Raw genomic sequence first — 23,549 nt, 5'->3', positions numbered from 1 at the left:
GATAAAATAAGAACAAATGTTTGTAATGGTGGTGTATAGTATGCAATATTTAACTGATAAGTTATTAAACGGTTTGAATCCAGAACAGCAAAGTGCTGTCAAGGCAACCGATGGACCGCTGTTACTCATGGCTGGGGCCGGAAGCGGTAAGACAAGAGTATTGACCCATCGAATTGGCTATTTAATTGTGGAAAAAAGGGTAAATCCTTATAATATTTTGGCGATTACATTTACTAATAAAGCGGCTCGAGAAATGAGAGAGCGAATTGGAAAAATGATGGGCGGAGCGGCTGAAGAAATTTGGATTTCGACCTTTCACTCGATGTGTGTACGAATTTTGCGCAGGGATATTGACCGTATCGGTTTTAACCGTAATTTTACCATTCTTGATTCAACCGATCAGCTATCCGTGGTGAAAACGATCCTTAAGGAAAAAAATATTGATCCGAAGAAGTTTGATCCACGTGCCATCTTAGGGACAATCAGCTCCGCTAAAAATGAGTTGATTGAACCTGAGGAGTATAAAAAGACGGGCGGAGGATATTTTGAAGATATCGCGGGCCAGGTGTATGAAGAATACCAGAAGCGATTACGAAAGAATCAGGCCCTAGACTTTGATGACCTCATCATGATGACGATTCAATTATTTAGACGGGTTCCAGATGTACTCGAATATTACCAGCGCAAGTTTCAATATATCCATGTCGATGAGTATCAGGATACGAATAAAGCGCAGTATCTGTTAGTGAAACAGCTGGCGAGCCGGTTTAAAAACTTATGTGTGGTAGGGGATTCAGACCAATCCATCTATCGTTGGCGCGGAGCGGATATTGCTAATATCCTTTCATTTGAAAAAGATTATCCCAATGCAACGGTAATTTTACTAGAGCAAAATTACCGCTCGACAAAAAGGATTCTTTTAGCTGCAAATAAAGTGATTGAGAACAATATGAACCGGAAAGCGAAGAACCTTTGGACCGAAAATCCTGAGGGGAATAAACTCGTTTATTACCGTGCGGACAGTGAGCAGGGCGAAGCACAATTCGTGGCTGGAAAAATTAAAGAGTTAACACGTAACGGTGAGTATAAGTTTTCTAACATTGCCATTCTTTATCGTACGAATGCTCAGTCCCGTGTAATGGAGGAAGTACTCCTTAAATCGAATATTGAATACTCGATTGTCGGCGGAACAAAGTTCTATGACAGAAAAGAAATCAAGGATATGCTTGCATATTTACGTTTGATCTCTAATCCTGATGATGATATTAGCTTACGCCGAATCATCAATGTACCAAAGCGCGGGATTGGCTCAAGCTCAGTCGATAAAATGGCTGATTTTGCGGCTATGCATGATATATCGATTTATCAAGCCCTTGAATCTGTGGAATTGTTAGGACTAAGCCCGAAAATCACCAAAGCAGCGCGGGAATTTCGCGATTTAATTGGTAATTATACGAATATGCAAGAGTATCTTTCTGTCACAGAACTCGTTGAAGAAGTACTAGATAAAACGGGCTACCGTGAAATGTTGAAGGCGGAAAAATCATTGGAAGCACAAAGTCGCCTCGAAAACCTTGAGGAGTTACTATCTGTTACAAAAGCCTTTGAGGATTCAAGTGAAGATAAAAGTCTAGTTGCCTTTTTAACGGATTTAGCTCTTGTTGCTGATATTGATTCCCTCGATGAAGACAAGCAGGAAAAAGTCGATTCTATTACGCTCATGACCCTGCACTCTGCAAAAGGGTTGGAATTTCCGGTTGTCTTCTTAATTGGAATGGAGGAAGGGGTGTTCCCTCATAGCCGTTCGTTGATGGAAGAAGTGGAAATGGAAGAGGAGCGCCGTCTTGCTTATGTAGGAATTACAAGAGCGGAGCAGACGTTGTTTTTGACAAATGCACAAATGAGGACATTATTTGGACGAACCAATATGAATCCACCATCCCGCTTTATTAACGAAATTCCGGCTGACTTGCTTGAAGGTGTCGAACCGGCTGAGAAAAGAATGAGCTCACCATTTGGATCAGCAGGAAAATCTTTCGGTTCTGCTCGAGGAACTTCCGCATTCGGAACACCGAAAACGTCATTTAGTACACCGGCTTCACCTAGAAAACCAGTGATGCGACCAGTATCCACAGCAGCCTCTGGTGATGAAACCGGCTGGAAGGTGGGCGATAAAGCCCAACACGGAAAATGGGGCACCGGAACCGTTGTAAGCGTAAAAGGCCAAGGGGAAGGAACAGAGTTAGATATTGCTTTCCCAAGCCCAGTTGGCATCAAACGCCTGTTAGCCAAATTCGCTCCAATAACAAAAGCGTAGTGCCTGGAGCGGAAATCAACATACCTAGTAGAATAGATTATGCTAAATGAAAGGACTGAATATATGGACCTTCCAAGTGCAGAAAAGAGAATAACAGAAATAAGCAGCCTGTTAAACCACTATGGCTATGAATACTATGTTTTAGACAAACCATCTGTACCAGATGCGGAATATGACAAGTTAATGCACGAACTGATCGAACTTGAGGAACAGTTCCCACAGCTCAAAACTACTGATTCTCCGTCAGTAAGGGTTGGTGGTACCGTGCTCGATGTATTTGAAAAGGTAGAGCACCGCACACCGATGCTTAGTCTAGGCAATGCCTTTAATGAGCAAGATTTAAGAGATTTTGATCGCCGCGTCCGTCAAGTAGTCGGTGATGATTTTTCCTATGTATGTGAGTTAAAAATAGACGGCCTAGCTGTCTCTCTAAGGTATGAAGACGGACTATTCATTCAAGGGGCAACTCGTGGGGATGGGACGATTGGTGAGGATATTACAGCAAATATAAAAACCATTAAATCCGTTCCGCTTCGTCTCCGTGAAAATGTATCGCTGGAGGTCCGCGGGGAAGCCTACATGCCAAAACGTTCGTTTGAAGCCCTAAACCAGGCACGAGAAAAGCGCGGTGAGGAGCTGTTTGCGAACCCAAGAAATGCAGCGGCAGGGTCGCTTAGACAACTAGATCCGAAAATAGCTGCCGCAAGAAGGTTGGATGTCTTTTTATATGGAATCGGTAATCTCAGTGAAAATAGCGGGATTGATTCTCACAGTGAAGGACTTGATTACTTGGATCGACTCGGCTTTAAAACCAATCAAGAGCGGAGAAGTTGTGCGTCCATTGATGAAGTGATTGAATATGTGACTAGCTGGGTCGAAAAACGTCCGCATCTTGCTTATGAGATTGACGGTATCGTCATAAAGGTTGATTCTTACGCTCAACAGGAAGTGCTCGGAACAACAGCCAAAAGTCCGCGCTGGGCAATTGCCTATAAGTTCCCTGCCGAAGAAGTGGTCACCACCCTTTTGGATATCGAGTTAAGTGTAGGGAGAACAGGCGTCATTACACCGACGGCGATTCTTGAGCCGGTCAAAGTAGCTGGGACCACAGTCCAACGCGCCTCTTTGCATAATGAAGATTTAATCCGAGAAAAGGATATCAAGCTGGGTGATAAGGTTGTTGTAAAAAAAGCAGGGGACATTATTCCAGAGGTAGTCAATGTTTTGGCTGACCTACGTACCGGTGAAGAAATCGAATTCCACATGCCAACGCATTGTCCTGAATGTGAAAGCGAACTTGTCCGTTTGGAAGGCGAAGTGGCCCTGCGTTGTATAAACCCTAAATGTCCGGCGCAACTTCGCGAAGGATTAATCCATTTTGTTTCTAGAGTGGCGATGAATATTGAAGGGCTTGGAGAAAAGGTGATCAGCCAGCTTTTTGCTGAAAAGCTAATTGCTGATGTAGCTGACATTTATAAACTGACCCGTGACCAGCTGCTAGCTCTTGAAAGAATGGGCGAAAAATCGGCTACAAACCTCATTAAAGCCATTGAGATTTCGAAAGATAATTCACTAGAAAAGCTATTATTTGGATTAGGGATCCGTCATGTCGGTGCCAAAGCCGCAAAAACATTAGCCCAACAATTTGGTTCAATGGATCATCTGGCGCGGGCTACGAAAGATGATTTACTTGCCATTAATGAGATCGGTGATAAAATGGCTGACTCGATTGTTGCTTATTTTGAAAAAGAAGAGGCAGTGGAGTTAATTAACGAATTAGTTGCTGCTGGCGTCAATATGGAATACAAGGGACCACGGCCGGTTGCCGCTGAGGAGTCCGATTCCATCTTTGCAGGCAAGACCATTGTTTTAACGGGCAAGATGGAGCAATTATCCAGAAACGAAGCAAAAGAGAAAATTGAGGCACTTGGCGGCAATGTTGCTGGTAGTGTCAGCAAAAAAACCCATCTTGTCATCGCAGGCGAGGATGCGGGTTCAAAATTAACTAAAGCACAAGAACTAGGAATCGAAGTATGGGACGAGGAGAGGCTCCTAGCTGAATTAAATAAATAAGAGGTGTTACGACGTGAGAAAGCTCTCATTGCTCGCTCTATCGCTTGTCTTTTTGCTGAGTGCCTGTGCACCAAATTTTCAGAAGCAAACTGAAAGTGTGCAAACAAAGGAGAAGGTGAAAGGGAAGGCAATTATTCCAAAGTATAATATTTCAGACAGCTATTATCGGACGATTTTGCCATTTGAACCAGGGGAAGCACGCGGATTAGTAGTTAACAATATTAATACGAGATACGACTTAAATGAATTTGAGATGGGCTTAATGCGGATTGCTCAAAATTCGTTTGATACGGAAAAATATTTGTTCCGTGAAGGACAGGAGATCAAAGAAGATAAGATTCGACTGTGGTTAAATCGGAAATTTACAAAAGCGCAGTTAAAGGATGAAAATCTTAAAGAGGCGGATAACATCGGACTCAATCCTGTCGATACAGGAAAGAAGGGGGAGCCGAGTTCGCCGATTTATTTAGCTCATATTTTAGAACACGACTATTTAATTAAGAATGACAAAGGGAATGTAACACTCGGCGGTGTGACAATTGGCCTGGCCTTAAATTCTGTTTATTATTATAAAAAAACAGCTGACGGAGATACCTTTGAGAAAAATATACCTCATTCGGAATTAGTCCGTGAAGGCAAGCAAATTGCCACAGAAGTGGTAAAACGAATGAGGAATATCAAAGGCTTAAGGGAAGTTCCGATTACGATTGCCTTGTTTGAACAAGCAAGTAAATCCTCTGTTGTTCCCGGAAACTTCATTACTTATTCCACCGTCGATAAAGGCAGTGCTACCCTAAATAGCTGGGAAAAGGTAAATGAAAAGTACTTCCTGTTCCCATCTAACGACGCAAAGGAAGCTCACCGTGATGATTTGACTGCCTTTTTAAACTTTAAGCAGGATGTCGAGGAATACTTTCCTAATTACAATGGGGTGATTGGCAGGGCGTTTTATATCGGTGATCAGTTGCAGGATTTGAATATTAACATCCCGATTCAATTCTATGGAAAAACAGAAGGGATTGGGTTTGCGCAGTATGTAACCGGACTTGTGATGGAACACTTTCCTAAGTATTTGTCTGTTTCAGTAAGTGTCACCTCTGTCGATGGACCAGAAGCATTGATTGTCCGGAAAGCGAACGAGACTGAACCATTTGTTCATATTTATCAATAAGACCTGGCATCTGCTGGGTCTTTTATTTATAATCTAATTCTGATTCGCTGATTGAAGCTGAGAATTCGCTGATTGGACTCTCGTATTCGCTGATTGAATACAGAAATTCGCTGATTGAACCTAAAAATTCACTGATAGAAGGATTTTCTCTACGATTTAAGAGGGTTTAAAAGGGGAAGTACGTTGAAATTTTTGAATATATCATTAAAAGAGAGGATCCCACTACTTTTTATGGCGTGGAAACCCTCATTTTTGGTGAAATGACTTTCATTGCTACAAAGAAATGAATCATGTTAGAATGAACAGTGGAGTGTAAACGCTTTTAATACATAGGAGGTTTGAAAAATGGTACAACCTTACAAACACGAACCATTTACCGATTTTACGATTGAAGAAAACCGCCAGGCCTATCTGAAGGCATTAGAAACCGTTGAAGGCTATTTAGGTCAGGATTACGACCTTGTCATTGGCGGAGAAAGAATTAAAACAGAAGATAAGATTGTTTCTTATAATCCTTCCAATAAAGAAGAAGTCATCGGTCGCGTGTCAAAAGCAAGCCAAGAACTTGCTGAAAAAGCAATGAAAGCGGCAGTCGAAGCATTTAAAACTTGGAAAAAAACAAAACCAGAAGTTCGCGCTGATGTCCTATTTAAAGCAGCTGCGATTGTTCGCCGCCGTAAGCATGAGTTTTCTGCACTGATGACCAAAGAAGCAGGAAAACCATGGAGAGAAGCAGATGCAGATACGGCAGAAGGTATTGACTTCCTTGAATATTATGGCCGTCAAATGCTTGCACTTAAAGATGGTGTGCCTGTTAATAGCCGTCCAAACGAATTTAACCGTTATGACTATATTCCACTAGGCGTGGGTATTATTATTTCTCCATGGAATTTCCCATTCGCGATCATGGCAGGAACGACAGTGGCAGCGATTGTATCAGGTAACACCGTGCTGTTAAAACCAGCTTCAACAACACCAATTATTGCAGCTAAGTTCGTTGAAGTAATGGAAGAAGCAGGTCTTCCTAAGGGTGTTCTAAACTTCGTACCAGGCAGTGGCTCTGAAGTAGGCGACTATTTAGTTGACCATAAAGATACTCGCTTTATCAGCTTTACTGGCTCCCGTGATGTCGGACTTCGTATTTTCGATCGTTCTTCTAAAGTTAGCAAAGGCCAAATTTGGATGAAGCGTCTGATTGCCGAAATGGGCGGTAAAGATACGATTGTAGTCGATAGTGAAGCAGATCTAGAGCTTGCCGCCCAATCGATCGTTGCAGGTGCATTTGGCTTCTCTGGACAAAAATGTTCAGCATGCTCGCGGGCGGTCATCGTCGAAGATGTGTACGACCAAGTCTTAAACCGTGTAGTTGAATTAACGAGCGCGTTAACGGTGGGCGACCCAACCGAGCAATCAATATTCATGGGACCTGTAAACGACAATAATGCGTTCAAGAAAATCATGGAATACGTTGAAATCGGCAAGCAAGAAGGGAAGCTAATGGCTGGTGGCGAAGGAGATAACTCAAAGGGTTACTTCATCAAACCAACGATTATTGCTGATCTTGCACCAAATGCACGCATCATGCAGGAAGAAATTTTTGGGCCTGTGGTTGGATTTACCAAGGCAAAGAATTTCGATGAAGCGATTGAAATTGCAAATAACACCGAGTACGGCTTAACTGGTGCAGTAATCACAACCAACCGTGCCCATATGGAACAAGCTCGTGAAGACTTCCATGTAGGTAACCTCTACTTCAACCGTTCATGTACAGGAGCGATCGTAGGTTATCAGCCATTTGGCGGCTTCAATATGTCAGGTACTGATTCGAAAGCAGGCGGTCCTGACTATTTGCTTCTTCATATGCAGGCAAAAACAACTTCTGAAATGTATTAATTATCAAAGTTTAACCTCTTCTCATTGTTGAGAAGGGGTTTTTATTATTAATATCATTACCTAATTCAACCAATGTAAGAATTTTATGTAATTTAAAATATTACCTATATAAAAAATAATGATAAGATAAAGAATAGGTAAAAGGAAGTAATTGTGGGGGATTATAGAATTGATTCCATTATATTTATTACACGTCACATCGGTCGAACATAGTGAAAGTTTACTGTGGACATTTTTAAGCTGTAATGTTTTTGTTGTCGGAGCCGGTATTGCATTTATCTATAAATTATTTCGACAGATACCTGTTCGGACTGCGGGAATTACGTTTGCGATTGCCTTGGCCATCAATTATATTCTTATCGCGATTTTTGGAGATATTTTTGATTTGCTTGGATAAGCAAAAGAGGGGAGATGATATTGTTGAAATATTACCGCTTGTGGATACTTGCCTTTCTCTTAAAGTTCATCGGATCTGCATGGGATGCTTCTTATCATTTTAAATATTTATTTGAGGAGTACTCGATTCCTCATATTGTTAATACCCTTGGTTTTGCACTAGGCGCACTTTTGTTAATTCAAGAATGGCGGCGGTTACAGTATCTGGACCGGTTTTCTAGAAATCTCATTACGATCGGCTATGTCTTATTCCTCATTGGCATTCCCTTAGATTTTACCTACCATATTGCGTACGGAATTGATTTAACTACGTGGAGTCCAACTCACTTTATTTATTATATCGGAACATCGATGATGATTTTTGGCGTGTGGCGGGGGTATTTTTTTTATACAAGAGCAATCGAGCCGTCATGGAAGTCACTTCATACGTGGTTTGCGATGTATCTCCTTGAATGCCTGATGTTTCCAAATATGCAGCAGGAAAATGGAGCTATTTCCTATGATCAATACATTCACGGAAAGTCGATTGCCTCAAAGGAAATTCTTGAATTAATTTCAGACCCTGCCTCACAGATTTTCGGGGGTATACCGGAATGGGTGTATCCTATCTATTCCATCTTTATGGTAGCTCTCTTAACGATTCTAACGATTCGATATTGCCGTGATTATTCCATCCCTGTGGTGGCGACAGCCCTTTATATCCTGTTAAGATTTGTAGGCAAAGCTGTCTTTGCTGCTGTTGGTTATCCAACTTCTTATGTTCCGATTACGCTATTATTCATTCCAATAGCCTATTTATTGATTAGAAAGGATAGTCGATTAGCAGGACTAATCGGCAGTCTTGCTTACTTTCTCACTTTGTATCTGATTCATACTACAGGTGCCCTTATCACGCCACCTGTAGAATTATGGGAGCTTGCTCCTGTTGTGGTGATTGGTGTGTTAGTCCCAGCCATTAATTTATGGGTCCAACCATTTCTATTACAAAAAACAGAAAAAAAGGTCGTTTAGCAAAGAATAGCATACATTTGTGTGCTATTTTTTTGTGAGATTTTATACTTTGACAATAATGTGAAATCATTCACACGTATTGTTTAAATAGTGACGTACCTCACAATTTTTATGAACTCTAGCATTTACAATTTAGCTATAAAGAAAACCTAATTATTTTAAATAATGATTGAACATATAAGGAGCGATCCAATAATGAAAAAACTAGTGATGATCGGTAATGGAATGGCAGGAGTTAGAACAATTGAAGAAATACTAAAAGTATCAATTGAACCATTGGAGATCACTATTTTTGGCCAAGAGCCCTATCCAAACTACAATCGAATTAAACTATCAAATATCCTTCAAGGCGATACAAACTTTGAAGATATCATTATTAATCCACTAGATTGGTATAAAGAAAATAATATTCAATTATTTACTGGAGAATCGATTGTTAACATTGATGTAGAAGAAAAACGTGTGGTTAGTAATCTAGGCCGTGAAGTGGAATACGATGATTTGATTATCGCGACTGGCTCCAATTCTTTTATTCTCCCAATCCCAGGGGCTGATAAACAAGGTGTGACAGGATTTCGTGATATAAAAGATTGTGAAATGATGATCAAGTCAGCCCGGCACTATAAAAAGGCTGTTGTCATCGGCGGCGGCCTCCTTGGACTCGAAGCAGCGAGAGGCCTCTTGAACCTAGGAATGAAAGTGGACGTCGTTCATCTTATGCCGCATTTGATGGAGCGTCAGTTGGACCCTGTTGCTTCATCACTACTAAAGGGAGAACTTGAAGCACAGGGCATGAACTTCTTAATGGAAAAAGAAACGGTTGAGATCCTTGGTGACGAACGCGTGACAGGCCTTCGCTTTAAAGACGGATCACAAGTGGAAGCAGACTTGGTTGTTATGGCAATCGGAATTAAGTCCAATACGGAAGTGGCGAAAAGCAGCGGCATTTATGTGAATCGCGGCATCGTTGTCAATGACTTTATGGAAACAAGTGTCCCACATGTCTATGCGGTCGGCGAATGTGCCGAGCATCGCGAGATTGTTTATGGTTTGGTTGCTCCTTTATATGAACAAGGAAAAGTGCTTGCCAACCGCATCTGTGGAAATTTAGGAGAACCTTATGAGGGATCTGTGACCGGAACGCAGCTAAAAGTAGCTGGTGTTGACCTTTTTTCTGCAGGGGAGATTTTTGAAGATGGTACAACGAAATCGATCATGGTCTACAATGAGTATGATGGGGTTTATAAAAAGATTTTAACGAGAAATAACACCATCGTTGGCGTCGTTCTTTATGGTGATACAAAGGATAGCACCAAGTTATTCCGAATGCTGACCAAAAAAGAAGATATCAGCGGCATGACTAGTATTTCGGTGCTGCAATCGGAATGTAGTGCAGAAGGTGGCAATGATGATGTTGCTTCAATGCCGAATGATGAATTAATCTGCGGCTGTAATGGGGTTACAAAAGGAGCCATTGTCGAGGCCATTAAAACACAGGGGCTAACTACATTAGACCAGGTGAGCCATTGTACGAATGCGGGCCGTTCATGTGGACGTTGTAAACCAATGGTAAGCAATATCCTTGCCTATACATTAGGCGACCAATTTGATGAAGCAGCTGCACAAAAGACAAGCCTTTGCGGTTGTACCACGCTAAGCCGTGATGAAGTAGTGGCTGAAATAAAGGAAAAAGGTTTAACCAGTGTGAAAGAAGTCATGAACGTCCTTGAGTGGAACAATGAGGAAGGCTGTACGAAGTGCCGTCCGGCCATCAATTACTACTTAGGTATGATTCATATGGATGCATATAAAGATGACCGTGACTCCCGTCTTGTTAATGAAAAAATGCATGCCAATATCCAAAAGGACGGAACCTACTCCGTTGTCCCAAGAATGTACGGCGGCGTAACAACAGCTGCGGACTTGAAGAAGATCGCTGAGGTGGCTGAAAAGTATGAGGTACCTTTGGTGAAATTAACCGGCGGGCAGCGAATTGGATTGTTCGGTGTGAAAAAAGAGGATCTGCCAGCAATGTGGGAACAACTGGATATGCCGTCAGGTTATGCTTATGGAAAAACACTTCGTACAGTAAAAACATGTGTCGGTGCCCAGTTCTGCCGCTATGGCACACAGGATTCAATGGCACTAGGAATTGAATTAGAAAAGAAATTTGAACGACTTGATACGCCGCATAAAGTAAAAATGGGTGTATCAGCGTGTCCTCGAAACTGCTCAGAGGCTGGAATTAAAGACATTGGCTTTGTCGGCATTGATGGCGGCTGGGAGATTTATGTGGCTGGGAACGGCGGGGTTGACCTCCGTGCAGGTGACCTGTTATGCACAGTGAAAACACAGGCTGAAGTAATGGAAATGACAGGAGCTTATATCCAATACTACCGTGAAACGGCCAATTATTTAGAGCGTACATCTAAATGGGTAGAACGTGTCGGCTTAGACCATGTGAAAGAAGTTCTGGCCAACGAAGAAACACGTAAAGCCTTAAACGAGCGCATGAATCAAACATTGAAAAAGTATATCGAACCTTGGAATGAAGCGATTCAAAGTGAGGAAATCCAAGATAAATATTATGCAAAACACACAATCAAGGTGGGGGAGTGATTCAGCATGCTTCAAACGATAACTCGGATTCCAGTTGCAAACTATTCTAATATAAAAGTTCGGTCAGGATATTCCCTAAAAATTGATGACACCGAAATTGCACTTTTTAAAGTAACGAGCGGAGAAGTGTATGCCATTGAAAATCGCAGTCCACATCCGAAAGGCGGTGTCCTTTCTGAAGGACTTGTCAGTGGCGAATATGTATACTGCCCCGTGTATGATTGGAAAATTTCTTTAAAAGATGGTAAAGTACAGGCACCGGATGAAGGTCAAGTACGGACATTTAAGGTAGAATTAGCAGAAGATATTGTATTTATTGTCCGATAAGGAAATGGGAAGGATTGCTGCAGGATGAAGACAGGTAAAGTATTTCTAGTAGGAGCAGGGCCAGGGGACGTACGTTTAATCACCGTAAAAGGTATGGAAGCCATTAAGCAAGCCGAGGTCATTTTATATGACCGGCTTGCCAATCCAAAACTCTTGGAATTTGCTCCAGCTGATTGCGAGCTGATTTACTGCGGAAAATTACCGAATCGCCATATCATCCGCCAAGGGAATATCAATGAAATTTTGGTTCAGAAGGCGCTTGAAGGAAAACGTGTTGTCCGCTTAAAAGGCGGAGACCCTGGCGTGTTTGGCAGAGTGGGCGAAGAAGCTGCAGCCCTTGCTGAATATCAAATTCCATTTGAAATCGTTCCTGGTATTTCATCGGGGATTGCCGCCCCGCTTTATGCAGGAATTCCTGTTACCCACCGTGAATATGCCGAATCATTTGCAGTAGTCACTGCCCATGACAAATCGAAAGAAGGCAAACCAGTACTAGACTGGGAAGGATTGGCCCGTGGTGTCGACACGATTGCTTTTTATATGGGTGTTGGAAATTTACCATTTATTTGTGAAAATCTAATTACCTATGGAAAACCATCAGCGACACCTGTCATTTTGATTCAATGGGGTACGTTTGGCCGCCAAAAAACATTACAAGGGACGCTTGCGGATATTACAGCAAAGGTTGAGGAAGCAAAGTTTAGCAACCCGTCAATTATTTTAGTAGGAAACGTCATTTCTCTTCGTGAAAAAATCAGTTGGTTCGAGAAAATGCCGCTCCATGGACGGCAAATTCTTCTTGCGAGGACGAGTGAAGGCTCTAGTGAATTAGCTAAGGAATTAATAGAATATGGGGCAGATGTGATTGAGTTTCCCAAATGGAAAAAGACGGTGCTGCCAGTTGACTTAACAAATGTGGCTTCCTATGAAAAAATTCTTTTCACCTCACCAGAAAGTGTCGAGGAATTCTTTACAGCGGTCATCGAGAAGGGAATCGATATTCGAACCATTCGTGCTAACTTTTATGGAGCGTCTCTTAAATCGATCAAGGCTCTTAAGAAGAGAGGATTTATGGCTACACATGCGGATGAGATAGACGAAACCGGAGCTTTACTCATTGTCGGAGACGATAGCATTTTGAACAAAAATTATGACTCAGCTGACATCATCGTGACCAGCAAGAAAGAACTTGATCCTCAGTTCCTGCCAATTTTTAAAAGAATGTTAGATGAAGCGAACGTGAACACGATGGTATTTCCAAGCAGTGCCTCAGTTGACTTGTTTGTTAAAGCGGTAAATGAGTGTGATTTGAATGTAGTTGACCTGTTACAAGAATTGGAAGTAGTCAGTATGGGTAGACAAACAGAGGGTGCTGTCGTAACTGCCGGCCTTCCGTCTCATGGCGTGCCTGAGAATCCGACAAAAGAAGCATTGGTTGAATATTTAGCAGCCCGACCTAAAGAGGAAGTGTAAGCGAATGAACTCAGGCTATCCAGTCATCCTTCGCTTAGAAGGGAAACGTGTCGTTGTTGTTGGAGGCGGGAAGGTGGCCGAACGGAAAGTCAGTGGACTACTTGGTACGGGTGCAAAGGTAGTCGTCGTCAGCCCTGAGGCAACGGAGGAAATCCAAATGCTTCACCATGATGGGAAAATTGTTTGGAAGCAAAAGCCTTTTGCAGCTGGTGACATAGACGATGCGTTTCTAATCTTTGCGGCAACAAACAGTAATCAACTCAATCAGTTGATCAAAAAGTCGATTCAACCCCACCAACTTGTCACACTGGCAGATGATCCAGCTGACTCTGATTTTTATGTCCCTGCACATGTTCAACGAGGATCTTTGAGCATAGCTATTTCAACAGGTGGTGCGAGTCCAACCCTGGCCAGCCAAATCCGCGAGCAGCTGGAGCAGCAGTTTGATGAATCCTATGTTGGCTATCTTGACTTTCTTGCTTCGAAACGAAGTTGGATTCTAAACGAAGTAACGAATCCATTGTTAAAGCGAAAACTATTAAAATCGATCGTCAGTCCAGCATTCTTAGCAAGCGAGCATCGGGAAGAAGATTTTATTCAATTATATGAATCACTGCTTACAGAAATAGGAGAATAACAACAAAAAGGATGTCAGCTGACATCCTTTTTTAGCTTTCTCTAGTCTCACTGCTACTAGAAGAATGGTACTTTTTTAATTCGCCCATTGAAGTCCAAGATTCGCCCATTGATATCAAAAATTCGCCCATCTTGAATAGATTATCGTTAAATATATGATGAATATCGCAGTTGAAGGTGTAATTTTACACAAAACTTCATTTTAATTGGGATTATTCCAGGGAATTACATTTTTTATATGGATACAGCCTTAAAAAATGATTTTATAAAGTGTTTTTAATGAAATGGTTCCGAAATCTAATCAACTGGTCCTACAGTAGCATGAGCAACTTATAATAAAATACCGCCATTTTTGACTATCTGGGAATGTCAGCTGACATTCTTTTTTTATGGCCATATTTTCCCTCAAATAAGGGGGACAGGGAGTTTTTACCTATTTTTATAAAAATTTTCAGAAAAGTGGTTCCAATTTTAAAAAGTGTGTTATATAATACAAAACGTAGATAGTTACTGTATTATAACAAAGAGGTGATGTAGTTCATGTCGACGCAAACGACAGGCATTGAAGTGATAGGGACAGTGAAAGCCCAGTACGAAGAGATCTTAACACCTAAGGCATTAAACTTTATTGAAGAGCTGGAGCGAAAGTTTGGCGAAAGAAGAGTCGAACTGTTACAGTACAGACAAAAACGCCAAGCAGAATTGAATAATGGAAAATTACCGGATTTCCTCCCTGAGACGAGGCATATTAGAAATGGTGATTGGACAATTGCTCCGTTGCCGGAAGACCTGCTAGACCGCCGGGTCGAAATTACCGGTCCGACCGATCGCAAAATGGTGATTAACGCTTTAAACTCAGGTGCAAAGGTTTTTATGGCTGATTGCGAAGACGCCACTTCACCGACATGGGAAAACATCATCGAAGGACAAATTAACTTAAGAGATGCGGTAAATGGGACGATATCCTTTGAAAATCCGAATGGAAAAAAATATGCACTGAATGAAAAAACAGCAGTTTTGTTTGTTAGACCACGTGGCCTTCATTTAGAAGAGAAACATATTTTACTAGATGGCAAGCCTATATCAGGGAGTTTCTTCGACTTTGGAATGTACTTTCTTCATAATGTACACCCATTACTTGCGAGGGGAACCGGTCCTTATTTTTACCTGCCAAAGCTGGAAAGTCATTTAGAGGCACGGCTTTGGAATGATGTCTTTGTATTTGCGCAAGAGAAGCTTGGGATTCCAAACGGAACGATTAAAGCGACTGTCTTACTAGAAACCATCATGGGCGCATTTGAAATGAATGAGATTTTATATGAGCTAAAAGAACACTCCGCAGGTTTGAATTGTGGGAGATGGGATTATATCTTCAGTTACTTGAAAAAGCTGCGTAATCACAAGGATGTCATTTTACCCGATCGCTCACAGGTCACGATGACCGTTCCATTTATGCGTTCATATTCTTTATTGACGATTCAAACCTGTCACCGCCGCAAGGCACCGGCCATTGGCGGGATGGCTGCCCAAATTCCGATCCGCAATAACCCATCAGCAAACGAGGAAGCCTTTGCCAAGGTTCAAGCCGATAAAGAGCGAGAAGCTCGAGACGGTCATGATGGCACATGGGTCGCACACCCAGGTCTGGTCCCTGTAGCCCTTGAGGTATTCAACCGTGAAATGCCGATTGCCAACCAAATTCATACAAGTAAACAACAGAAGATTACCGTAACGGCTCAAGACCTACTCGAATCACCTGGCGGCACAATTACCGAGGATGGCGTTCGTTTGAACATCAATGTTGGCATCCAATATGTGGCTTCGTGGTTAAGTGGAAGTGGTGCCGCACCGATTCACAACTTGATGGAGGATGCAGCAACCGCGGAAATTTCACGAGCCCAGCTGTGGCAGTGGATCCGCCACCCAAAAGGAATATTGAAAGACGGTCGGAAAGTAACCGCCGATATGTATCAGCAATTTAAAGTGGAAGAATTAGAAAAAATTAAGCAAGAAATTGGTGTGCAGGCATTTGAAAACGGCCGATTTGATGAAGCGGTAGAACTGTTTGATCGGTTGATTTTAAATGAGGAATTTGTAGAGTTTTTAACCCTGCCGGGGTATGAGTTGATCTAGGTTTATTTTAAAAAAATACTTAATAGATTAATAGGAGGAATATAAAATGACAAATTCAAGAATAGCGCAATTACAAGAAAGCTGGGAAATGGATAGCCGCTGGAACGGGATTACTAGACCGTATACGGCCGAGGATGTTATTAAACTCCGCGGATCGATTGATATTGAGCATACGTTGGCACGAAAAGGATCTGAAAAGCTTTGGAAGCTATTAAATGAAGAGGACTATGTAAATGCCCTTGGTGCATTAACCGGTAATCAAGCGGTTCAGCAAGTGAAAGCAGGCCTAAAAGCTATCTACCTCAGCGGTTGGCAGGTAGCAGCCGACGCGAACCTTTCCGGCCATATGTATCCGGACCAAAGCTTATACCCTGCGAACAGTGTACCGAATGTTGTTAAAAAAATTAATCAGGCCCTACAGCGCGCAGACCAAATCCACCACTCTGAAGGGGATCATTCGATCGATTGGTTTGCCCCAATTATCGCAGATGCCGAAGCAGGCTTTGGCGGCCAATTAAACTGTTTTGAATTAATGAAGGGGATGATTGAAGCAGGCGCTTCAGGTGTCCACTTTGAGGACCAACTCTCTTCCGAGAAAAAATGCGGTCACTTAGGTGGTAAAGTATTGCTGCCAACACAGACAGCGGTTCGTAATTTGATTGCTGCTCGTTTAGCTGCAGACGTGATGGGAGTTCCAACCGTACTAGTTGCACGGACCGATGCTAACGCTGCCGACTTAATTACGAGCGATATTGATATGAATGATGCCCCGTTTATTACAGGAGAACGGACAGGAGAAGGATTTTATCGAGTAAGAGCGGGGATTGACCAGGCGATTGCACGTGGGTTAGCATATGCGCCATATGCCGACCTTGTTTGGTGCGAAACTTCTGAGCCGAATTTGGAAGAAGCTAGACAATTTGCTGAAGCGATTCATGAGCAATTCCCAGGCAAGCTGCTCGCTTACAACTGCTCGCCATCCTTCAACTGGAAAAAGAAACTCGATCAAGAAACGATTGCTAAATTCCAGGAGGAGCTTGGAAAGATGGGATACAAATTCCAGTTCGTTACTCTTGCTGGCTTCCATGCCCTAAACCATGGCATGTTTGAATTGGCCCGCGGCTATAAGGAACGCGGAATGGCAGCATACTCCGAATTGCAGCAGGCTGAATTTGATAGCGAGCAATACGGCTACACTGCCACACGTCACCAACGTGAAGTGGGTACAGGTTACTTTGATCAAGTTTCCATGGTCATTACAGGCGGAACCTCATCAACCACTGCTTTAAAAGGTTCAACCGAGGCCGAACAATTTACAGGTAAAAACTAATTTTAAATCCTTCTCTCCAATTGGAGGGAGGGATTTTTTGATGGGGGTTACTACTGGTGGATAGCCAAATTGCCTAGTTAAAAACCCACTTTTTTGGTTTGGAACTCTTTTTAAGGTATCATCATAGATAATAATAGCCTTAATATGGAGTTGATTTATTTGAAAAAGACAACCGTTGACGAGGTTTTACAGCAAGGAATCTATGGACCGCTAGAGACAAAACCAGATGAGCGGCGGAAATTCTTAGGAACATTGCGGGAGCGGATTGTCGTCGCTCTGACAAAAAGCCAAGTGGCAGAAACAAGCGTATATCCCCAGGTTGAGAAGGAAATGAAAGAAAAGCCCCAGTCCCACCTTTTCTTAAATGGAAATATGAGTTACGAAACCCTTTCGAAATATGTAAAGCTAGCAACAAAATATAAAATTGAACATACTCTTGTGACCAATAAAGACCACGACTCGGAAATCGGCTTAGTGTTAGCCATGGATTACGCCATTGATAAGGAAGATATTTATATTACTAACAAGGCACCAAAACTGGTCGAGCAGGAAGTTAAAAAGAGCAAGGGATTTTTTTCAAAAATTTTTAAGAAATAAGAGAGGATCCATCCCGTTTACATGAGAGGTTCATAAGGACCGAAAACATGAAGCCAGAGAGCAAACAGTCCTTATGATAGGTTCATAAGGACTGAAAGTATGAAGACAGAGTCCTAAGTGTCCTTAAGAACCTGTAGACTCCTCTGTTTATCACCTAACTGCCACTTCCACACTAGCCTGTAGTTCAATCGCCACATTCCCCTGAATGGCGCGGCTGATCATACAGGATGTCTCCGCTTTTTTAGCAAGCCTCACCGCCATCTCCACATCTTTTTCCGTTGCGCCTTGTTTCAGGACAACGCAAGGTCGATGAATAATCTTTTTATAAGTAAAAACCCCCTTGGTTACATCGACAATTCCCTCAGAATCCATCGTTAAGCTTTCCTTTTCCAACCCGCTCCGCTCCATCATCGCCGCGAGGGTAATAATATAGCAGGTTGCGGCTGCCCCGAGTAGCATCTCATCAGGATTGGTGCCAATACCAGGGCCATCCATTTCTGGAGGGATGGAGATCTTTGTGATCAAATTTCCTGCCTCAATCTCTCCGACGTCATTCCGTAATCCTGGCCAGTTGGCCTTTAAATGAAAAACATGTTCAGACATTCTAAATTCCTCCAATTCCAGTTTTGCACCCACGACGCTTAAAAAATATGGTAAGGTTATTTTTGATATGTAATATATGGAGCAGTGATAATGAAAATTATAAAAAAAATGACCCTTTTCCTAATCCTTTGTTTATATTTAGCGATTCTTTCAAAATTAATTTTGTTTAAATACATCCCGTTAGCTGAAATTATTAATCATTTTAACTTTACCTATGATGAATACCACTGGCGGTCAAATAATTTCATTCCTTTTAAAACGATTAATTTTTATTTGTTCTTAGCCGATATCAATTTATATATTCGGATTGAGAACTTAGCAGGGAATATTATCGGTTTTATGCCGTTTGGATTCATCTTACCATTGCTGGCAAAGAAGTTTCAAAAACTTAGCGCCGTCACCCTAACGACCTTTTGTTTAAGTTTGACATTTGAATTGCTGCAGCTGGTATTTGAGTTTGGCAGCTTTGATGTGGACGATTTAATTTTAAATACGCTGGGTGGAATCCTTGGCTGTCTGCCTATTAAACTGGTTCTTCTGTTCAGCCGTTTTAAAAAGAAGAATATGACCGAAAATATCATTTACACAAAAAACCACCAATGAATCCTCAAAACGATTCACCGGTGGTTTTTTCGCCCCCCGTAACAGGAACGCTGTCGGCCAACAATTCCATATTTTTCGTTACTTTTGTACTGTAGGTAAAATCACCATAACAATAAGGATAACGGAAATTTTCTTTATTGCCGCCACATGTATAAATATGGGGCTTCTTTTTCACTTGTTGAAGAGAGAATTCCTTTGCCAACGCCTCGCTATGCTTACCGCCGTGCTGTGCAACATAATTTATATAACCGATTCCCATGTTGTATGACTGAATAATCGTCTGGAAATCAACCTTTTTCTTATTTCCATAAGTGAGGACACGCTGAAAATGCTTAACCCCAACCTGAATACTTTTTTTCGGATCTGTGATGGTATTCCTTGCCAAACCTGCCGATTCCGATGCCTGCATAGGATCCCCGCCAATGCCGTGGCTTTCCTGCTGCATTAAGGCGATTAATACGGTTGTATGACTTTCGAGATGATATTTTGCTAGTTCATCATGGATTAAGGGGCGATATTTTTTAACATCAGCAAATGGATCCACTTTTACAAGAGGGGAATTATCTTGTTGAAAATAACTTTGGAACATAGCCAAAGCACCAAAAAGGATGACCAACACGAAAAAGGTTTTAAATTTCTTCCGTTTTCGTTTTTTCATTTAGATGCCTCCTATCCAAGAATATTATAAGGGAAGATGCCGAAAATGTCTGTGATGAACTTTTTAGAAAAATTTAAGAGAAAAATAGAGTAAATTTTCAAAAGGGTGAACAAAAATTGACTCACTTGCCAATACTGGTAATGGAATCATTGCGGTAAAGCGGAAAAGTTTGGTATCATCATTAGTATTGATAGGACAAGACAAAAGGGATTGGGGGTTATGAAATGTCACGAATTTCAGAGGAGCAGGTTAAGCATGTCGCCAACCTTGCACGATTGGCAATAACCGAAGAAGAAACAGAAAAGTTTACTAAGCAGCTGGATGCGATTATTACCTTCGCAGAGCAGTTAAATGAATTGGACACGGAAAATGTGGAGCCTACATACCATGTGCTGGATATGAAAAATGTTTTACGCGAAGATAAATCCAAACCTGGATTATCGCGTGAAGAGGTACTGAAAAATGCGCCGGAGCACCAGGACGGCCAGATTAAAGTACCATCGATTATGGGGAAGGAGGATTGAAACAGGTGAGTTTATTTGATCATAAAGTTTCTGACTTACATGAGCTTTTTACGAAAAAAGAATTAAAAGTATCCGATCTTGTTGATGAATCGTATAAAAGAATTGGACAAGTCGAGGACAAAGTCCAAGCTTTTTTAACATTAGATGAAGAGCGTGCACGGGCATCAGCCAAAGCATTAGATGAGAAGGTCAATACGGATGCTGCCAAAGGTTTGCTATTTGGGATGCCGATTGGCTTAAAAGATAACTTAGTTACAAAAGGTCTTCGGACCACCTGTGCGAGTAGAATTCTTGAAAACTTTGATCCAATCTATGATGCTACAGTTGTTCAGAAACTGCAGCAAGCGGAAACGGTCACGATTGGCAAGTTAAATATGGATGAGTTTGCAATGGGATCTTCCAACGAGAATTCCCATTTCCAAACAACCAGAAATCCATGGAATCTTGAGAGAGTTCCAGGCGGTTCTTCAGGCGGTTCAGCAGCAGCTGTAGCAGCAGGAGAAGTCCTATTTTCACTAGGTTCTGATACAGGCGGTTCAATCCGTCAACCGGCCTCTTTTTGTGGGGTTGTTGGAATGAAGCCAACCTATGGCCGTGTTTCCCGGTTTGGTCTCGTGGCCTTCGCTTCCTCACTTGATCAAATTGGACCAATTACCAGAAACGTTGAGGACAATGCCTATCTGCTTCAAGCGATATCTGGACTCGATCCAATGGATTCAACCTCAGGGAATGTAGACGTACCGAACTTTGCCAGTGGCTTAACAGGAGACATAAAAGGCCTGAGAATCGCCGTTCCGAAAGAGTACCTTGGGGAAGGTGTGACGGAATCCGTCCGTCAGTCTGTTTTAAATACTTTAAAAGTACTCGAGGGCCTTGGTGCAACATGGGAAGAAGTATCCCTGCCGCATTCTAAATATGCTCTAGCCGCTTATTATTTACTTTCTTCATCTGAAGCGTCAGCAAACCTGGCCCGTTTCGATGGAGTTCGGTATGGTTACCGGACCAAGGATGCTGAAACATTAATTGATTTGTATAAAAAATCAAGGGCAGAAGGCTTCGGTGATGAAGTAAAACGCCGGATTATGCTTGGAACGTTTGCCCTTAGCTCAGGTTATTATGATGCTTATTACAAAAAGGCACAGCAGGTTCGGACATTAATCAAGCAAGACTTTGAAAATATTTTTGCAAAATTTGATGTGATCGTTGGACCGACAACACCAACTCCTGCTTTTAAAATTGGTGAAAATATTGAGGATCCATTAACAATGTACATTAATGATATTTTAACCATTCCTTTGAATCTTGCCGGCTTACCAGGAATATCAGTTCCATGCGGCTTTGATGGCGGACTGCCGTTAGGATTACAAATCATCGGCAAGTATTTTGATGAAACAACGATCTATCGTACAGCACATGCATTTGAACAGGCAACAGACTTTCATAAACAAAAGCCTGGATTATAGGGGGTGAAGACAATGGAATTTGAAACAGTAATCGGACTTGAGGTCCATGTGGAGTTAAAAACAGAATCAAAAATTTTCTCGGCGAGCCCTAACCATTTTGGTGCGGAACCGAATACGAATACTAGTGTGGTTGACCTGGGTTATCCTGGTGTTTTACCTGTCCTAAATAAAAAGGCTGTAGAATTTGGAATCAAGGCAGCGATGGCGATTAATTGTGAGGTTGCTACACATACGAAGTTTGACCGCAAGAACTATTTTTATCCAGACAATCCCAAGGCTTATCAGATTTCTCAGTTTGACAAGCCGATTGGGGAGCATGGCTATATTGATATTGAGGTCAATGGTTATACAAAGCGGATTGGGATTACGCGTATTCACTTGGAAGAAGATGCTGGTAAGCTGAACCACGGCAAAGGGTATTCATTATGTGATTACAACCGGCAGGGCACGCCGCTAGTGGAAATCGTTTCTGAACCAGACATTCGTACACCTGATGAGGCTTATGCCTATCTTGAAAAATTAAAATCAATTATCCAATATACAGGTGTGTCGGACTGTAAAATGGAAGAAGGTTCGCTTCGCTGTGACGCCAATATTTCAATTCGTCCCGTTGGACAAGAAGAATTTGGAACGAAAACAGAGTTAAAAAACCTCAACTCCTTCAATTTTGTCCGCAAAGGATTAGAATTCGAAGAGAAGCGTCAACGTGAAGTGGTTTCTGCTGGAGGAACAATCGACCAGGAAACACGCCGCTTTGATGAAGCTACAGGTGCAACTCTTTTGATGAGGGTGAAAGAAGGTTCCGATGATTATCGGTACTTCCCTGAGCCTGATTTAATGGACTTGTACATTGATGAGGATTGGAAAGCACGGATTCGTGCCGAAATCCCTGAGTTGCCTGATCAGCGTCAAAAGCGTTATGTAGAAGAACTTGGCCTCCCTGTTTATGATGCCAAGGTATTAACTGTAACGAAGGAAATGGCTGATTTCTTCGAGGCAACAGTCAATGGCGGGGCAGACGCAAAGCTTGCTTCGAACTGGTTAATGGGGGATGTTTCCGCCTATCTGAATGCAGAGCAAAAGGAACTTGATCAAATCGCTCTAACACCAGAAGGCCTGGCTAGTATGATTAAGCTGATCGAAAATGGAACAATTTCTTCAAAAATTGCTAAAACGGTTTTCAAAGAGTTAATCGAAAACGGCGGCGATGCCGAGCAAATTGTAAAAGACAAAGGGTTAGTCCAGATTTCCGACGAAGGCACACTTCTTAAAGTTATTTCAGAGGTACTGGATGCCAATCCACAGTCCATTGAAGATTTTAAGAATGGAAAAAATAAAGCTGTTGGCTTCTTAGTTGGGCAGCTTATGAAAGCAACTAAGGGTCAGGCTAATCCACAAATAGTCAATCAATTATTACAGCAAGAGTTACAAAAGCGTTAATATGAAAGCTGGCAGAGTCAATTCTGCCAGTTTTTTTGTCGAGCAGAGTTCGACATTCTTCTCATGATTTCCCGGGGAAAATTCATTGTTTTAAAAGGGTTTGTTTAATAACTAATCAAACGTTTGGTTAGAATCGAATAATTGTGGAACGTGTCGAATCATAAGAATTTCCCTATGGTTCTTCTGATATCGACCTAGTTTTTATCTTTTTTGAGGTGGAAACATAATTGATTCGACAAATGCTTTTCACAATCTATAGATGAAACCCTTGGGATATAAGGC

19 protein-coding genes are annotated in these 23,549 nt (G+C 41.9%); 17 read left to right on the top strand and 2 right to left on the bottom strand.

Going from position 1 to position 23,549, the window contains the following annotated elements; genetic code table 11:
- The first annotated feature begins 40 nt into the window (after positions 1–40).
- The 13 genes from pcrA (at position 41) to V7121_RS08915 (ending at position 17,976) form a co-directional block, all read left to right on the top strand.
- The gene (gene pcrA / locus V7121_RS08975) at positions 41–2,317 is read left to right on the top strand and encodes a DNA helicase PcrA (RefSeq protein WP_335494510.1); all 2,277 of its coding nucleotides are present in this window, start codon (positions 41–43) and stop codon (positions 2,315–2,317) included.
- Positions 2,318–2,380: 63 nt separating this feature from the next.
- The gene (ligA, locus tag V7121_RS08970; protein ID WP_335494808.1) at positions 2,381–4,390 is read left to right on the top strand and encodes an NAD-dependent DNA ligase LigA; all 2,010 of its coding nucleotides are present in this window, start codon (positions 2,381–2,383) and stop codon (positions 4,388–4,390) included.
- A gap of 13 nt (positions 4,391–4,403) precedes the next feature.
- Positions 4,404–5,561 (top strand): CamS family sex pheromone protein, encoded by a 1,158-nt coding sequence (locus V7121_RS08965; RefSeq protein WP_335494513.1) that lies wholly within the window; start codon positions 4,404–4,406, stop codon positions 5,559–5,561.
- Between the two features lie 345 nt (positions 5,562–5,906).
- Entirely contained in the window at positions 5,907–7,454 is a 1,548-nt protein-coding gene (gene pruA / locus V7121_RS08960; protein ID WP_335494515.1) for an L-glutamate gamma-semialdehyde dehydrogenase, read from the top strand.
- A 169-nt stretch (positions 7,455–7,623) separates the two neighbouring features.
- Positions 7,624–7,851 (top strand): hypothetical protein, encoded by a 228-nt coding sequence (locus V7121_RS08955; RefSeq protein WP_335494516.1) that lies wholly within the window; start codon positions 7,624–7,626, stop codon positions 7,849–7,851.
- A gap of 23 nt (positions 7,852–7,874) precedes the next feature.
- The gene (locus tag V7121_RS08950; RefSeq protein WP_335494517.1) at positions 7,875–8,861 is read left to right on the top strand and encodes a hypothetical protein; all 987 of its coding nucleotides are present in this window, start codon (positions 7,875–7,877) and stop codon (positions 8,859–8,861) included.
- A gap of 195 nt (positions 8,862–9,056) precedes the next feature.
- Positions 9,057–11,480 (top strand): nitrite reductase large subunit NirB, encoded by a 2,424-nt coding sequence (gene nirB / locus V7121_RS08945; RefSeq protein ID WP_335494520.1) that lies wholly within the window; start codon positions 9,057–9,059, stop codon positions 11,478–11,480.
- Positions 11,481–11,486: 6 nt separating this feature from the next.
- Positions 11,487–11,807: a nitrite reductase small subunit NirD gene (nirD, locus tag V7121_RS08940; RefSeq protein WP_335494521.1), complete on the top strand. Its 321-nt coding sequence runs from the start codon at positions 11,487–11,489 to the stop codon at positions 11,805–11,807.
- 24 nt (positions 11,808–11,831) lie between these two features.
- Positions 11,832–13,280, top strand: a complete 1,449-nt coding sequence (gene cobA / locus V7121_RS08935; protein ID WP_335494523.1) for a uroporphyrinogen-III C-methyltransferase — start codon at positions 11,832–11,834, stop codon at positions 13,278–13,280.
- Between the two features lie 4 nt (positions 13,281–13,284).
- Positions 13,285–13,917 (top strand): precorrin-2 dehydrogenase/sirohydrochlorin ferrochelatase family protein, encoded by a 633-nt coding sequence (locus V7121_RS08930; RefSeq protein WP_335494526.1) that lies wholly within the window; start codon positions 13,285–13,287, stop codon positions 13,915–13,917.
- Positions 13,918–14,456: 539 nt separating this feature from the next.
- The gene (gene aceB, locus V7121_RS08925; RefSeq protein WP_335494529.1) at positions 14,457–16,049 is read left to right on the top strand and encodes a malate synthase A; all 1,593 of its coding nucleotides are present in this window, start codon (positions 14,457–14,459) and stop codon (positions 16,047–16,049) included.
- 46 nt (positions 16,050–16,095) lie between these two features.
- On the top strand, positions 16,096–17,379 hold the full coding sequence (aceA, locus tag V7121_RS08920; RefSeq protein WP_335494532.1) for an isocitrate lyase: 1,284 nt from the start codon (positions 16,096–16,098) through the stop codon (positions 17,377–17,379).
- A 159-nt stretch (positions 17,380–17,538) separates the two neighbouring features.
- Positions 17,539–17,976 carry a YueI family protein gene (locus V7121_RS08915; RefSeq protein ID WP_335494535.1) on the top strand — a complete coding sequence of 146 codons (438 nt, stop codon included), beginning with the start codon at positions 17,539–17,541 and terminating at the stop codon, positions 17,974–17,976.
- Positions 17,977–18,126: 150 nt separating this feature from the next.
- Here the strand turns inward: V7121_RS08915 and V7121_RS08910 are convergent, their stop codons facing one another.
- Entirely contained in the window at positions 18,127–18,579 is a 453-nt protein-coding gene (locus tag V7121_RS08910) for an OsmC family protein (RefSeq protein ID WP_335494538.1), read from the bottom strand.
- 90 nt (positions 18,580–18,669) lie between these two features.
- On the opposite strand from V7121_RS08910, the gene V7121_RS08905 reads away from it, so the two are divergent.
- Entirely contained in the window at positions 18,670–19,182 is a 513-nt protein-coding gene (locus V7121_RS08905; RefSeq protein ID WP_335494541.1) for a VanZ family protein, read from the top strand.
- 4 nt (positions 19,183–19,186) lie between these two features.
- Here V7121_RS08905 and V7121_RS08900 read toward each other — a convergent pair whose 3' ends face one another.
- Positions 19,187–19,840, bottom strand: a complete 654-nt coding sequence (locus V7121_RS08900; protein WP_335494542.1) for a lysozyme family protein — start codon at positions 19,838–19,840, stop codon at positions 19,187–19,189.
- A gap of 224 nt (positions 19,841–20,064) precedes the next feature.
- On the opposite strand from V7121_RS08900, the gene gatC reads away from it, so the two are divergent.
- Genes gatC through gatB form a run of 3 tightly spaced genes read left to right on the top strand, consistent with a single transcriptional unit; the run spans position 20,065 to position 23,267 of the window.
- On the top strand, positions 20,065–20,364 hold the full coding sequence (gatC, locus tag V7121_RS08895; RefSeq protein WP_335494545.1) for an Asp-tRNA(Asn)/Glu-tRNA(Gln) amidotransferase subunit GatC: 300 nt from the start codon (positions 20,065–20,067) through the stop codon (positions 20,362–20,364).
- A 5-nt stretch (positions 20,365–20,369) separates the two neighbouring features.
- Positions 20,370–21,827 (top strand): Asp-tRNA(Asn)/Glu-tRNA(Gln) amidotransferase subunit GatA, encoded by a 1,458-nt coding sequence (gene gatA, locus V7121_RS08890; protein WP_335494548.1) that lies wholly within the window; start codon positions 20,370–20,372, stop codon positions 21,825–21,827.
- Positions 21,828–21,839: 12 nt separating this feature from the next.
- Positions 21,840–23,267, top strand: coding sequence for an Asp-tRNA(Asn)/Glu-tRNA(Gln) amidotransferase subunit GatB (gatB, locus tag V7121_RS08885; RefSeq protein ID WP_335494550.1), 1,428 nt, complete (start codon positions 21,840–21,842; stop codon positions 23,265–23,267).
- The last annotated feature ends 282 nt before the right edge of the window (positions 23,268–23,549 follow it).

It is taken from the genome of Neobacillus drentensis (assembly GCF_036962125.1).
Taxonomy (GTDB): Bacteria; Bacillota; Bacilli; order Bacillales; family Cytobacillaceae; genus Neobacillus; species Neobacillus drentensis_B.
Note: the sequence above shows the minus strand (reverse complement) of the source record. Positions and strands in the feature narration are given on the sequence as shown.

Coding starts and splice junctions, on each gene's coding strand:
- pcrA (WP_335494510.1), top strand. CDS start 41: ATGCAATATTTAACTGATAAGTTATTAAACGGTTTGAATCCAGAACAG.
- ligA (WP_335494808.1), top strand. CDS start 2,381: ATGGACCTTCCAAGTGCAGAAAAGAGAATAACAGAAATAAGCAGCCTG.
- pruA (WP_335494515.1), top strand. CDS start 5,907: ATGGTACAACCTTACAAACACGAACCATTTACCGATTTTACGATTGAA.
- nirB (WP_335494520.1), top strand. CDS start 9,057: ATGAAAAAACTAGTGATGATCGGTAATGGAATGGCAGGAGTTAGAACA.
- nirD (WP_335494521.1), top strand. CDS start 11,487: ATGCTTCAAACGATAACTCGGATTCCAGTTGCAAACTATTCTAATATA.
- cobA (WP_335494523.1), top strand. CDS start 11,832: ATGAAGACAGGTAAAGTATTTCTAGTAGGAGCAGGGCCAGGGGACGTA.
- V7121_RS08930 (WP_335494526.1), top strand. CDS start 13,285: ATGAACTCAGGCTATCCAGTCATCCTTCGCTTAGAAGGGAAACGTGTC.
- aceB (WP_335494529.1), top strand. CDS start 14,457: ATGTCGACGCAAACGACAGGCATTGAAGTGATAGGGACAGTGAAAGCC.
- aceA (WP_335494532.1), top strand. CDS start 16,096: ATGACAAATTCAAGAATAGCGCAATTACAAGAAAGCTGGGAAATGGAT.
- V7121_RS08910 (WP_335494538.1), bottom strand. CDS start 18,579: ATGTCTGAACATGTTTTTCATTTAAAGGCCAACTGGCCAGGATTACGG.
- V7121_RS08905 (WP_335494541.1), top strand. CDS start 18,670: ATGAAAATTATAAAAAAAATGACCCTTTTCCTAATCCTTTGTTTATAT.
- V7121_RS08900 (WP_335494542.1), bottom strand. CDS start 19,840: ATGAAAAAACGAAAACGGAAGAAATTTAAAACCTTTTTCGTGTTGGTC.
- gatC (WP_335494545.1), top strand. CDS start 20,065: ATGTCACGAATTTCAGAGGAGCAGGTTAAGCATGTCGCCAACCTTGCA.
- gatB (WP_335494550.1), top strand. CDS start 21,840: ATGGAATTTGAAACAGTAATCGGACTTGAGGTCCATGTGGAGTTAAAA.